Raw genomic sequence first — 12,701 nt, 5'->3', positions numbered from 1 at the left:
CTGCAGTCGTGTCAAAAAGTAGCGCATTCCCCTCACAAATTCAAGGGAAAACTGGGCGCGACCGCTCCGCGCTCAACCGAGAAGGAGCACGCGCGTGCGGGGCAGCCGCTTTCACGAGGCGGCCCCGTTTGTCCGCTGTGCGCATGACGTCTTTGCCTGGAGGTGAGATTCCACCACCCGGCGCGTCTCGGCCAGCACCTGCTCCAGAACAGTATCGAGGCTGCCAGGCACAGAGGCTCCCGCCGCAAAGGTGTGCCCTCCCCCGCCGAATTTCGCGGCGATGCCAATCACGGGGATGCGCCCTTTGGAACGCAGGCTGATCTTGGTTCGCCCGTTGTTCAGTTCGGTTAAGGAGAGGCTGACCTCCACTCCTGCCACCATGCGCGGCAGCTCCGGAAAGCTCTCCAGCTCCCAGGTCATGACACCGCTTTGCTCCAGCGCCTGACGGGTAAGGGCAAACCAGGCCAGCGCTCCTTCGCACTCGAAGCTCAGCGAGCGCAGCACCTCGCCCATAAGCCGCACCTTTGCCGGCGAGTTGCTCTCATAGACTTCTTCATAGACCTTGCCCACCTCCACGCCTGCGGCTACCAGCTCAGCAGCCATGCGATGCACTTCTGGCGTGGTGTTGGCAAAGCGAAATGAGCCGGTGTCCGTCACCAGGCAGGTGTAGAGCGCCTCTGTCAGCCTACCCGTGGGCTTGATCCCCATCGCCCGGCTCAGGTCAAAGAGAAGCTCCCCGGTACAGGAGGCACTCGAGTCCACCACCTCGATGTCGGCCATGCCGTCGCTCTGGGTGTGGTGATCGATGCACACCCGTGGCAGATGAAACTCCCTGATGACTTTTCCCACCTCGCGCAGGCGGGCCCAGTCGCTGATGTCCACGATAAAGACTCCCCCAGCAGATCGGAACAACTCTAGATGCTGACTGGGGTCGTATTGGGCGATGGCCCCCTCCGGATCGAGAAAGCGGTAGTGATTGGGCGTAGGACTGACATTGATGATGTGGCTGCGCTTGCCCTTGTGGGCGAGCATGAGGGCGAGTGCACATTCTGAGCCTATGGCATCGCCATCAGGACTGATGTGGGATGTGATGATAAAGTCGTTGCGGGTCGAAATGAACTCGATAACCTTCTGCCAGCTTCTGCTGCTCACCTACTCACCCCTCACCGTCAAATACCCAAACCCGATGTTGCCAACCTCGTCCACTGCCCGGACGACCAGCTCCCTTTCCTGGCCACCGGAAAGCTCCACCCTCAGCTCAAAGACCTCCTGCCGTGCGTCGAGCACGCCGTCGCGGGGTTCGAGCAGAGACCACGGCCCGGCATCCAGGGCATATTCGACACGCTGCAGGGGGCTCCACTCGTCGTGCACTTCGATGATAGCCCTGCCTGCTTTCTTGTCCCAGCGCAGGGCAACGACCTGCGGGGGCGTATTGTCCACCACAAAGGAGCGCGAGATCCGCCTGGCGCTGAGCGCCTCGCCCACGACGTTGGAGGGGGCATCGGTAGCCTCTATCTGGAGTTCGTACTCGCCGTCGGGCATCAAGCGGCTGTCCCAGGAGTAGAAGTTGTTGTCCAGGTCGCTGACCAGTCGGCGCCAGTTCTTTGACCCCACGCGCCGGTACGAGATAGTAAAAAGGAGGTAGTCGTCGTTGGGATCCGAGAACCGCCAGCTCACCGCCCGCCAACCGGTGCGCTTCTCGCTCTTGCCCAACTGCCGCGGGCTGCGCACCCCTGTTGGCACAGCGTCCCCTTCTTTCTCCTCTGCGCTGTCCCGCGCGTCGCGCGGCGGCCGATAGTACTCGCCAGGCGGCAGCACGGTGACGTTGTTCACCTCCGGCGCCAGGTTCTTCTGCCGGTAACCTATGACCACTCCGCTCACCGCCGGGCTCTCATGGCTCTGCCTGTGCAGCTCTGCCTTCCACTGCAGGAAACGGGCCGGCGGGCTGTCGATCTGTTCACCTGCCGCATCGCGATAGGCCTTCGACCACTGACTCCAGGTCTCGTTCGGCTCCTTGGTATTGCCGCTCCGTGTGTACAGGCGCACCTGGTCGGCACCACCGACTGTCTTCCAGCGCAGCTGCCCCCATTGCGCCACCACGCGCGCGTCGATGACCTCCGACTCGTAGACGCCAACGCGTTCATACGCGGGCCCCACGCGGAAGACTCTGCCCGGATTCGAGGTAGCCACGTAGAGGGCGTCGTCCGCACCGGCGACAATGGCCGTGATCTGCTCTCCCTCCACCGTGGTGATGATGGTGGCCTCCTCCCCCCGCTCGAGGACCAACAACCTCCCCTTGTCGTTGCTTCCCGCCATCGGCTTGCCGGCGGCAGTGACCGCCAGTGCCAGCACGCACTGTCTGTCCGAGCGCCACAACTCGGTGGCGTTGCCGTCCGGGTCAATAGCCAAGACGCTGCCCCCGGCAGCGCGCCCAACCTCGGTGGGAGTGATGCGCGCCGGCGGGAGCAGGACCTCCTGTTCCTCTGCGGCTTCTTGCCCTTCCTCTGCAGGTGGCGCTGCCCCTGGCCGCTCCGGTCGCCCTGCGCTCTCCTGCAACGCGGCCGCGTAGAGCACGCCATCCCTCCCGAGGGCGAGGGCGTGCACTTCCTCGGCAGGCGAATCGTATAAGGTGAAGGCCTTGCCGTCCCGGGTCACGCGGTACACGTAGCCGTTCTTGCTGGAACCGACCAGCAGCGCACCGTCGCTGCCCCAGGTGAGGCTGCGCAGATGCGCCTCAGTGGGAGCAAACAGGAGCTCAGCCGCACCGCTTCGCAGTACTCGGTACAGACCCGCCTTGTCCCCGGTGGCGGCATACAGGGTGCGCTGTTGGTCCGCCACAAGCCCCCACACGTAGGAGCACGGGAGCTTGACCACCAGGCAAACCTGGCCCGACGGCCCAACTGCAAGAATCTTCCCCCCTGGTGACGGAGCCATGTACAATGTGCCATCCGAAGCGACGGCTAAGGCATACACCTCCGGCTCCTCGGCATCAAAGACGAGCGAGAGCTCGCCGTTCGGCCCGATGCGGAAGACCTTGCCGTCGTTGCCTGTGCCCACGAAAAGGTTGCCACGCCGGTCTGCCACCATGGACCAGACGAGCGGTTCGCCAAGGTCGGCCAGCTTTTGCACCGCCGGCGCCAAGGTCAGCTCGCCGCGTGGCGTCAAGGTCACGCCGACGAGCCTCCCCTTTTCCAGGGAGGCATAAGTGGTGAACTCGGCAAACCGGGTCGTGGCAGCCTGTGCCAGCGTCCAGCAGAGAACTAAGGTAACCAAACAGAGTCGTCGCATAGCAATGGACCTTTCCGCCTGGCCGCGCTCAAGGTTGGGCGCGCCCTTTGACGCGCACGCGCAACGACCTGCTGCCGCTCACCACCATGCCCACCGGGATTGCTTCTTCATACACGACATTCCCTGTCAGCATCGCCCCTTGCGCCAGTCGATTGGAGTTGAGCACGGTGAGCACCGACAGCGGCAGGTTCGGCATGGGGGCATCTCCCACCATCACGCCAATCTCCGGCGAGACCAGCTGGAGGTAGAGCATATCGTTGCGCCGCCGCTCATTCAGCAACTTGAGCAAGTGGCCAAAACTTCTCGGTTGAAAGCGGGCAGGGTTTTGGCGCCGCTCGGCGGCGGTCACTGCCGCTGCCCCGCCGAGCACGATCGTCACCCGATTCGCAGTCACCGTCCTGGGGATCACCACCTGGCGCACTACGCGCACCACCTTGTCGGACTGAAACGGGCGCAGCACGGCGGTGATGCCCACCGTATCGCCGGGAACAACCTCGGTCTTGTCGTACCACACGGCCGCAATCTGTGCAGAGGCGAAGCCGGCACGCTCGCTGAACTCCACCTCCACTCTGCTGATGGCAGCTTCCTGGAACTGGTTCACCATGAGCGAGGCAAGCATCGCCGCCAAGTCGTCCGCTGCCATTACCCCGTCGCTGCTCGGCGAAAAGAAACCTGCGGTGCGCGTGCCGGTGAAAAAATTGTCCAGCGCCACCCTCCGGCCGTCCGCCAAGAAAATCTGGCCCTCAGCCCGCAGGCTCACATCACCTCCGCCAAGGCGACTAGTGAGCAAGGCATTGAGCACCGCGATGCGCAGGTAGAAAGGGATGACTGTGTCCAACTGCCTGGCCACGGCCACGCGGAAACGGTACTCCTGCGTGCTTCCGTTGAGGCTGTGATAGCGAATGTGCACGGGGACCATGGGCGGCTCCTCGCCGACGATGCCGAACAGGCCCGAGATGCGGTCCTGGCGGATGGTGCCGATGATGCGCGAGACCGCGGTAACCTTGTCCGAACCCATCAGGCTGGGCACCGTGGTGAGCACGCGCGCCTCGCCCATGGGCAAGCGCACTGCCCCCACACCGAACACCTGGTGCCCGAACGCCAGCACCGTGTCCCCCTGGCACCAGGTGACTGTGCCGGCCACGTCGATGACCATGTCGCCATCAATCAGCACCTGGGAGACCGCGTCGCCTGGCTGCAGATTGACCGGGCCCGGAGTAGCCCTTTGCGAGCCCATTCCGCCTTGCACGGCCACAAAGCCCCAACGTGCCAATCGCTCGCGCGCATAGTCGACGACCTCGCTCCGAAATCCGGAGAAGCCCACCGGCACAGGGAGGGTGCTGGAAGACGCACGGGCGGACGCTACTTCCTCCCACACGCTGTCGGTATCCCGGCCCTGGCCGGCCCCGCTTAGCGCCAAATCGAGGTACGGATTCCAGGCGCTCCCCACCTGGGCCTCCTCGAGGTGGCGATCCTTCTCTTTGTCGATCAAGGAGAACATTTGCGCAATGGGGGTGACCCCTGCCAACGGCTCTTTGGCAAACGAGCCCACGCGCAGGGCGAGCGCACCGGCCAGCTTGCCCTCAAGGTAGACCGGGCTGCCGCTCATGCCTGCCACCACGCCGGTGTAGTCAACGCGCTCGCCGTGCAGCCGCACCAGGATGAGGTCCTGCTGCGGATAGTAGTTGCGGATGACGTCGACCACCTCCACGCCGAACTCCTCCACCTGGCTCCCGTAGAACACGGTCTTGCCGATGCCCTTCATGCCAGGACGCACCTGGTCCAGCGGAAGGAATGCCGGTGATTGCCCGTGTCCAGAGGAGGCGAAGAGGACGGCGCAGGTGGCAGCAATTGTGGCAAGAGTCTGCTTTGTCATGGCCAGTGACTCGCTCCCCCTTCGGAAACAGAAAAGGGTAGCGGCTCTGTGGCGGGGAATGCCCTTCCTGCAGGCAACGCTACCCATGCGCATTGACGCGTGCAGTCAGACAAGGTGGTACCACTCCTGCCATAGCGACGCGTCGGGCTCCGCGCGGACCGTAGTGCCGCACATTGGCGGCCAGGTCAGCCGGTTATGCTTTGACGATGCAGTCGACCGGGCAGACCTCCACGCAGCGCGGGTTGTCATAGTGACCCTTGCACTCCACGCACACGGCTGCATCGATGATGTAGATCTCATCGCCCTCGCTGATCGCGCTCACTGGGCATTCCGGTTCGCAGGCGCCACAGCTGATGCACTCTTCGGTAATCTTCATCGCCATGAGAGGGGTCCTCCTTGTTGTTCGGCCTCGCCTTTCTCGCACTGGGTGGTGTGGCGTCTCTGCAACCGCAACGCGACGTTCCGCAGGGCCTTCCCAGCGACCTGGTCGATTTGTGAGCCATAAATATACCAATAAAAACCAACCGCGTCAAGGGCAAATTCCCGGGGGCGAGAGGTCAGGCATACGTGCGCCCTCGCCAGGGCGCTGACTGACCAAGGCGGCGATGGCGAAGAGGCGCGCCGGTTCGCTCCCAGAGAAGCTTGCCCTCAAAGTCCTCTGGGCTGTCTGTGTCCTCCGCCGTCGCGCGGCCTTTCGGCCCGGTGTGGTTCCCTTTTCACCCTTGCATTTCAAAGCGGAATATCATATATTCGCGCAACGTGAGGCGGCGATCGGGTCAGGAACGAGCACGATGGCACTGCTTGGCGCGGTCATGATCAGCAAGTCTTTCCCTGGCGTGCAGGCTCTCAAAGAGGTGAGCTTCGACGTCAACGCTGGGGAAGTGCACGCCCTCGTCGGCGAGAACGGTGCCGGCAAGTCAACCCTGATGAAAATCCTCAGCGGCGCCCTGACTCCAGACGCCGGCACTATCCTCCTTGCCGGTCACCCCACCTCCTTCCAAAACCCCCGGCAGGCGCAGGAAGCAGGCATCGGCATCATCTACCAGGAGCTGACGTTGGTGCCGGAGCTCACCGTGGCGCAGAACATCTTCTTAGGCAGGGAGCCACTGCGCCGCAGCGGGATCGTCAACAAGGGGCGGATGGAACGGATGGCCGCCGAGCTCCTTGCCCAGCTCCATATTGCCATTCCACCGTCGGCCCTCGTGCGCAACCTGCGCATCGGCCAGCAGCAGCTTGTAGAAATTGCCAGGGCCGTGTCCCGCGCGGCGTGCGTGCTCATCATGGACGAGCCCACCTCTGCCCTGTCGCAGGCAGAGACGGCGGCCTTGTTCGAGGTGCTCAACAGGCTGAGGAATCAGGGCATCGCCATCATCTACATCTCGCACCGCCTGGGCGAGGTCTTTCACGTCGCCGACCGCATCTCTGTGCTGCGCGATGGCCGTCTGGTGGGCACGGTACCTGCGGCCCAAACCTCCCGCGCCGAGGTCATCAGAATGATGGTAGGACGCGAGCTATCGACATTCCACGCGCACCACCCGGCGCCGAGGTCCGGCGCAGTTCTCCAAGTCGAACGCCTTACGCTGGAGGCGGAGTTACCAGGCCTCCCGCCTGTGCTGCGCCACATCAGCCTGGAGGTGCATGAGGGCGAGATTCTCGGCATTGCCGGCCTGCTCGGTTCCGGCCGGACTGAGCTCTTGGAGTGCCTCTTCGGCCTGCATCCGCTGCGCATGGGCGGGCGGATCCTCCTGCACGGCGCACCCATCTGCCTGAGCTCCCCGCGCGATGCGCTACGCCATGGCATTGCCTTCCTGCCCGAGGACCGGCGCCGCTCCGGGCTGGTGATCACCATGAGCACCGGTCGCAACCTGACCCTGGCAACCTTGCACAAGCTGCTGCGCGCGGCAGTCATCTCTGGCCGGCGCGAACGTCGCCTGGCGCAAGAGCTGATGCAACGGCTGCGCATCAAGGCGACTGGCTTTCACCAGCCGGTGGAGACCCTGAGCGGCGGCAACCAGCAGAAGGTGGTGGCGGGCAAGTGTCTGGCCACTACGCCGTGCGTGCTGCTCTTGGATGAGCCGACGCGTGGCATCGACGTGGGGGCCAAGGCAGAGCTGTACGAACTGTTTGCCTCTCTGGCAGCGCAGGGTATGGCCATGCTCATGGTGAGCTCCGAGTTGCCCGAACTGCTGGCGCTGGCCGATCGGATCATAGTGCTGCGCGATGGCCGCATCAGCGCCTGCTTTGGGCACGGCGAGGCAACGCAGGAGAAGATTCTGGAAGCCGCCTCGCCGCATGCGCTTGCCGAGGAGGTGGCGCCATGCTGAAAGGCCAGGGCGTGCGCCGCTTGCTCGAACTGCTGGCGCTCCTCAAGCTCTACCTCGGCTTGGCTGCCCTTTTCGCGGCAGGCATTGCCCTGTCCCCCATTGCCGCCGACGGCACCAACGTCTTCCTCAGTCCGGATAACCTTGCCGACGTGCTTCGCCAGGTCTCCAACAATGGCATCTTAGCGGTGGGCATGACCATGGTCATCTTGGTGGCCGGCATCGACCTCTCCGTGGGCACGGTGATGGCCTTGGGCTCGACCTTGACGGCAATGCTCCTCACTGTGCGCGGCTGGTCCACCGCAACCTACGTGAGTGTACCCGCCACTGCCGCGGTCGTGGGCAGCGCGGTGGCAGTCGGGGCCTGGCGCCTGAGCCGTGCACGACGGACACCCGCCATGCTCCTCGCCCCGGGTGCGGGCGCAGTTGCTGCGGTGCTCGTTTGGATATGGCTTGCCCGCCAGTCAGACACTGGCTTTTCCGTGCTCGGCGTGCTGGTAGCCGTGCCCTGCGTGACGCTCCTCATGGGGACCCTCAACGGCCTGCTCATCGCCAAGGGGCGCCTGCAGCCGTTCATCGTCACCTTAGCGATGATGATTGCCGCGCTTGGCTCGGCCCGGCTCATCGCCGGCAAGGACCATTCCGTGTACCAGGTCTACATCGGCCCGGAGGGGGCGACCCCTGCGTTCCAGTTCTTGCGGGCGCGCCTGGGCGGTGTCGTCCCGGTCCCAGGCCTCATCTTCTTGCTCTGTGTGGCCGCCAGCCATTTCGTGCTCAAGAAGCTGCGCTTTGGCCGCTACGTCTACGCCATCGGCGGCAACGAGGAAGCCGCCCGCCTGTCCGGCATCAACGTTGCGGCCATCAAGACGGCTACTTACGCGGTATCGGGCTTGTTGGCCGGCCTTACCGGCGTGCTCTACTGCGCGCAATACCGGCAAGGCAAGCCCGATGCCGGCACAGGCATGGAGCTGGACGCCATCGCCGCGGTGGTCATCGGGGGCACCAGCCTGCTGGGCGGGCGTGGCTCGGTCATCGGTACGCTGGTGGGGGTGTTCATTTTTGGCTTGCTGAATAACATTCTCCAGTTGCGCAACGTGGATTACAACGTGCAGTTGGTCTTCAAGGGAGTGATTATCGTTGCCGCAGTACTGCTGCAGGAGGGACGCTTTGGCGACTGGCTGCGTCGCCTGCGGCGCTCGTTGCCGCACCGAGCAGGGCCCTGAGCACCGGAGGGAAAGCAAAAGAGCGCGGGTTCTCAGACCAGGAGGAATGGTGATGCACAGGTCGTTCTACATGCTGAGGTTTCTCACGCTGGTAGTGCTGGCTTCTCTGATGGCAACCGGATGTGGCAAGAAAAAGAGCGAGAGCAAGTGGGTGATTGCCTTCTCGCAGTGCACAACCACTGAGCCCTGGCGGGTGCTGTTCAACGCTCGCCTGCGCGCGGAAGCCGCCAAGCACCCGGAGGTCAAGCTCATCATTGCCGATGCGCAGGACAAGACCGCCAACCAGGTGGCGCAGGTGGAGAATTTCATCCGCCAGCGGGTGGATGCCATCCTGATCTCGCCCAAAGAGTCCGCCGGACTCACGGATGTGGTGGCGCAGGCCTACGATGCGGGCATTCCGGTCATCGTGCTGGACCGCGGGGTGAACACCGACAAGTACACCTGCTTCATCGGCGCTGACAACATGGAGATCGGGCGCGCGGCCGGCCAGTATGCGGTGGAGCTCCTCGGTGGCAAGGGAAGGGCCAAGGGCAACATCGTGGAGATCTGGGGCGGCATGGGCTCGACTCCCGCCCAGGAGCGCCACGCCGGCTTTCAGCACGTCATCGATAACGAGCCGGGCATCAAGACGGTGGTCGGCCGGCAGGACGGTGATTGGAAGCAAGACAAGGCCTACACCATCATGGAGACGGCCCTTAAGGCACACCCGAAAGTCGACTTGGTCTACGCCCACAACGACCCCATGGCCTTCGGGGCGTATCTTGCCGCTCAGGACGCAGGCCGCGCCAAGGACATCAAGTTCATCGGCATCGATGGCATCCCCGAGGAGGGGTGCAAGTGGGTAGCTGAGGGCATCCTGGCCGGCACCTTCCTCTATCCCACGCCCGGCGAAGAGGGGCTGCGCGCCGCGCTCAAGGTGCTCAGGGGCGAGAAGGTGCCCAAGCGCATCACCCTGCCCACGGCGCGCATTACCAAGGCCAACGTCGCCGAGTTTCTTCCCGCCAAGCCATAGCCGGGTTTGCGCCCTGCAGGCCGAGCTCTTCCGCGCCGGCATCGGCTAAAGAACCCGAGGAAAAAGGGCAAGAGTAGTTTCCCTCCTCTCCCAAGGTCGAGGCCGTGCCGGTACGTCAGACCTTTGTCTCAAGCCACATCATCGGGCTGGCGCAGGTCTTTGAGCATCTGCGCAATGTTGCCCACGCCACCGATCAGCACCAACGCGACCAGCGCAGAAAATGCGGCGAGCGTGAGCACGACCACCAACTTCCACAGCAGTATCCAGCTCATGCGCGATCCTCCCTTGCCCGGTCCGGGAAGAGTAGCGAACCCGCCACCATGCCGACAAAGGCTAAGATAAACGCCAACAGGCCAAAGAACCTGTCGCTCAGATACCAGGGCACATCTGCCCCCTTGGTCCACGGCCCGATGCCCAACACCGCCACCACGCCGGCACACAGGGCCAGATAGGCGCCTGTTGTGCTGGCCCGCTTCCAGTACAGACCGGCGCCGATTACGGTAAAGGCCCCCGCCAAATAGATGGTGCCCGTAATTGCCATGTAGTTCCACAAAGAGACCGGCGCCTCGAACCAGAGCCCCCAGACCAGCAGAAAGATGCCCACCGTGACGATGCAGACGCGGGTGATGAGCAGCCGGGCCCGGTCGGAAAGCTCCCGCCTGCGCAACGGGGCAATGATGTCCTGGGTGATGACCGCGCTCCAGCTCAGCAAGTAGCTGTCCTGGGTCGACATGAACGCGGCGAACATGCCCGCGCTGAGCAAACCCAGCAGACCGCTCGGCACGATCTTGGCGATGAACAGCGGCATGCCTAACTCGCTGCTTAACGCCTCCGGCCCCTGGAAGGCGCGGAGGAACTCGGGCACATTGGCCATGAAGACAAAGGCGCCGATCCCCCACAGCATCGGGATGATGCGACGCGCCGCATACGAAATGGAGCTATACGCGTAGAGCTGCCTGGCCACGCGTGGTGACTTGGCCGCAAGGGCGCGCTGGGTCCCTGTCTGCCACAGGGCACCAGCCGCCAAGAGCTGCACCATCATAAAACCCACGTACAGCGGCCCAAACCCCGAGCCCTCGTGCAGAGGATTGAACCAGGCGTCAGCATTGACGCCCACCGGTGCCTGGAACAGGGTGCGCCAACCCACCGTCTGCAACACATAGTAGGTCCCCGAGAGCATCCCCACCGAAAGGACGATGAACTGCACAAAGTCGTTGATGACCACCGACACCATGCCGCCCAGCACCGTGTAAACCAGCACCATGAGGAGCATCACCGTCATCATGATTTTCAGCCCAGCCGGATCGCTGAAGCCTGCCACGCCCACCATAAAGCGTGCCGATGCTTTGAGAAAGAGGCCAGTGTTGAGGATGCCACCCAGGGCGAGGATGATGGCACCCAGAACGCGCACATTTCGCCCAAACCGTTTCCCATAGAACTCTGGGATGGTCATCACTTCCATCTTGCGCAGCCGGTAAACGATGAACCCGGTCAGGCCGATGGCCAAGATACAGGAGAATTCCAAGACGGCGATGTGAAAGGCGGAAAAGCCATGCTTGAAGCCCAGCTCGGCGTTGTACATCACCGTGACCAGGCCGATCTCCGTGCCGCTCATCGTGGCGATAGCCAGCCACAGCCGCAGCGAGCGGCCTGCCACGATAAAGTCGCCGATGCCGCGCACGTACTTGCGCACCAGCACCCCAATCACCACCGGGATGCAGACGTAGGTTAGCAGAATCAGCCAATCCACCGTGGCAAAGTTAGTCGCGTAGAGGTCCATGCACCGTCTCCGTGTCTTTGAGCTCCTACTGTTTGACGAAATCCTTCTCTCGCAAACGCAACTGTAACGGCCAGGGGTCCTGCCAGAGTTTCTTCAGGGCAAAGCCTACTATCACCCAGATTTGCCCGGGAGAGGGCTCGAACAGGTAGGGATAGCTAAGCTGGCCGCCAACCTGCCGGGCGATGACCACCGGCTCGCCCCAGTGCAAACCGTCTTCGGAAAAGGCTATGCTCAGCTCCTCCCGATGCCAGGAAGCAGGGAATTCCGTGTGAAACGGCGAAGGATTGCTCTTGGGCCAGGTCCGGCCCTCGGGATTGAGCCTGTTCCAAACCAACGCGAAGCGGCCGCTGCGTAGGCGCACCAGATGGCCTGGCGCGCTGCTGGCGTTGATGGGCGAGGGCTGGATGGTCCGCCAGTAGCGGCCACTGTCCTCAGAGATGGCCTGCCAGAAACGGTCCAAGTTGGTGCGTATCAGCATGAGGAGCCGGCCATCGGGAAGCTCGGCGATCGTGGGTTCGAAGGCCCCGTCGTGGTGGCCGTGTCCGCCCAAGTCGATCCAGTTACTGCGCCGCCACGTGTGGCCATCGTCGTCGGACCAAAAGGAGCAAGTGACCAGCCGTCCGGGGTCAGACACCAGGTGCTGCAAAGGCACCACGACCCTCCCGGAACTGGTTTGAATCAGGCCGAAGAAATTGGCGTTGTAGCCATCAAGAAGGCGCAGCTTGTCGATCCACGTCTTGCCGCCATCCAGGCTGCGCACGGCCCACACCTCCAGCTTGCAGTCCCCAGGTTCGTTTCGCTCACCATCCCAACTAAACTTGCGCCCTGCAAAGTTCAGGAAGACGACCACCAAGACGTTGCTCTTCGTGCGCAGCAGGTGGTAAGAGGCGGGCTCGGCCGGGTTGATGCCCTCGCACACGGGCGATGGCTCCGACCAGCTCTTGCCGCCGTCATAGCTCAAGGAAAAGCCGCGGTCATCCAGGGTGGCCAAGGCGCCATCTGCCATGAGCACAAAGGGGCCTCGCCTTGGCAGGTTGAGGGTATCGCAGCGCGGGTGTATCCAGCGCGTGCCGGCGTCTGGAGCAGCGCCAGCGGCTACTCCCCACAGGCAAACGTTCACCATGAGCACGTGCCACTTCATGGAATTCCTCCTATTCATGGCCTCTCCTGAACCCGCGCCTTGCTGGCGGGCAGCTCTCCC

10 protein-coding genes are annotated in these 12,701 nt (G+C 63.5%); 3 read left to right on the top strand and 7 right to left on the bottom strand.

The window, feature by feature from the left end:
• Positions 1-111: 111 nt before the first annotated feature.
• The 4 genes from NUW13_06975 to NUW13_06960 all read right to left on the bottom strand — a co-directional run bounded on the left by NUW13_06975 (position 112) and on the right by NUW13_06960 (position 5,588).
• Positions 112-1,152: a bifunctional oligoribonuclease/PAP phosphatase NrnA gene (locus tag NUW13_06975; GenBank protein MCR4438770.1), complete on the bottom strand. Its 1,041-nt coding sequence runs from the start codon at positions 1,150-1,152 to the stop codon at positions 112-114.
• Complete coding sequence (locus NUW13_06970) at positions 1,153-3,288, bottom strand: hypothetical protein (protein ID MCR4438769.1); 2,136 nt, start codon at positions 3,286-3,288, stop codon at positions 1,153-1,155.
• 28 nt (positions 3,289-3,316) lie between these two features.
• Positions 3,317-5,164 (bottom strand): hypothetical protein, encoded by a 1,848-nt coding sequence (locus NUW13_06965; protein ID MCR4438768.1) that lies wholly within the window; start codon positions 5,162-5,164, stop codon positions 3,317-3,319.
• 193 nt (positions 5,165-5,357) lie between these two features.
• A complete protein-coding gene (locus tag NUW13_06960; protein MCR4438767.1) occupies positions 5,358-5,588 on the bottom strand; it encodes a YfhL family 4Fe-4S dicluster ferredoxin in 231 nt (76 codons plus the stop codon).
• 367 nt (positions 5,589-5,955) lie between these two features.
• Here NUW13_06960 and NUW13_06955 point away from each other — a divergent pair, with 367 nt between their 5' ends.
• From NUW13_06955 to NUW13_06945, 3 genes are all read left to right on the top strand, one after another.
• The gene (locus NUW13_06955; GenBank protein ID MCR4438766.1) at positions 5,956-7,488 is read left to right on the top strand and encodes a sugar ABC transporter ATP-binding protein; all 1,533 of its coding nucleotides are present in this window, start codon (positions 5,956-5,958) and stop codon (positions 7,486-7,488) included.
• Complete coding sequence (locus tag NUW13_06950; GenBank protein MCR4438765.1) at positions 7,482-8,708, top strand: ABC transporter permease; 1,227 nt, start codon at positions 7,482-7,484, stop codon at positions 8,706-8,708. Before NUW13_06955 ends, NUW13_06950 begins: the two co-directional genes overlap by 7 nt.
• A 109-nt stretch (positions 8,709-8,817) precedes the next feature.
• Positions 8,818-9,720, top strand: coding sequence for a substrate-binding domain-containing protein (locus NUW13_06945; protein MCR4438764.1), 903 nt, complete (start codon positions 8,818-8,820; stop codon positions 9,718-9,720).
• 128 nt (positions 9,721-9,848) lie between these two features.
• Here the strand turns inward: NUW13_06945 and NUW13_06940 are convergent, their stop codons facing one another.
• From NUW13_06940 to NUW13_06930, 3 genes are read right to left on the bottom strand one after another with little or no spacing between them, the layout of a single operon-like run.
• Entirely contained in the window at positions 9,849-9,992 is a 144-nt protein-coding gene (locus tag NUW13_06940) for a hypothetical protein (protein MCR4438763.1), read from the bottom strand.
• Complete coding sequence (locus NUW13_06935; protein ID MCR4438762.1) at positions 9,989-11,500, bottom strand: sodium:solute symporter family protein; 1,512 nt, start codon at positions 11,498-11,500, stop codon at positions 9,989-9,991. The genes NUW13_06940 and NUW13_06935 overlap by 4 nt, the downstream gene beginning before the upstream one ends.
• 25 nt (positions 11,501-11,525) lie before the next feature.
• Complete coding sequence (locus tag NUW13_06930) at positions 11,526-12,641, bottom strand: glycoside hydrolase (GenBank protein MCR4438761.1); 1,116 nt, start codon at positions 12,639-12,641, stop codon at positions 11,526-11,528.
• Positions 12,642-12,701 lie beyond the last annotated feature (60 nt).

Source organism: candidate division KSB1 bacterium, assembly GCA_024655945.1.
In the GTDB taxonomy this organism is placed as follows: domain Bacteria; phylum Zhuqueibacterota; class Zhuqueibacteria; order JANLFK01; family Oleimicrobiaceae; genus Oleimicrobium.
The sequence above is the reverse complement of the archived record's forward strand: the minus strand, read 5'-3'. Positions and strand labels throughout refer to the sequence as shown.

What these genes read in the sequence shown, in the direction of transcription:
- NUW13_06950 (MCR4438765.1), top strand. Translation starts at nt 7,482, where the DNA reads ATGCTGAAAGGCCAGGGCGTGCGCCGCTTGCTCGAACTGCTGGCGCTC.
- NUW13_06935 (MCR4438762.1), bottom strand. Translation starts at nt 11,500, where the DNA reads ATGGACCTCTACGCGACTAACTTTGCCACGGTGGATTGGCTGATTCTG.
- NUW13_06930 (MCR4438761.1), bottom strand. Translation starts at nt 12,641, where the DNA reads ATGAAGTGGCACGTGCTCATGGTGAACGTTTGCCTGTGGGGAGTAGCC.
- NUW13_06955 (MCR4438766.1), top strand. Translation starts at nt 5,956, where the DNA reads ATGGCACTGCTTGGCGCGGTCATGATCAGCAAGTCTTTCCCTGGCGTG.
- NUW13_06940 (MCR4438763.1), bottom strand. Translation starts at nt 9,992, where the DNA reads ATGAGCTGGATACTGCTGTGGAAGTTGGTGGTCGTGCTCACGCTCGCC.
- NUW13_06965 (MCR4438768.1), bottom strand. Translation starts at nt 5,164, where the DNA reads ATGACAAAGCAGACTCTTGCCACAATTGCTGCCACCTGCGCCGTCCTC.
- NUW13_06945 (MCR4438764.1), top strand. Translation starts at nt 8,818, where the DNA reads ATGGCAACCGGATGTGGCAAGAAAAAGAGCGAGAGCAAGTGGGTGATT.
- NUW13_06970 (MCR4438769.1), bottom strand. Translation starts at nt 3,288, where the DNA reads ATGCGACGACTCTGTTTGGTTACCTTAGTTCTCTGCTGGACGCTGGCA.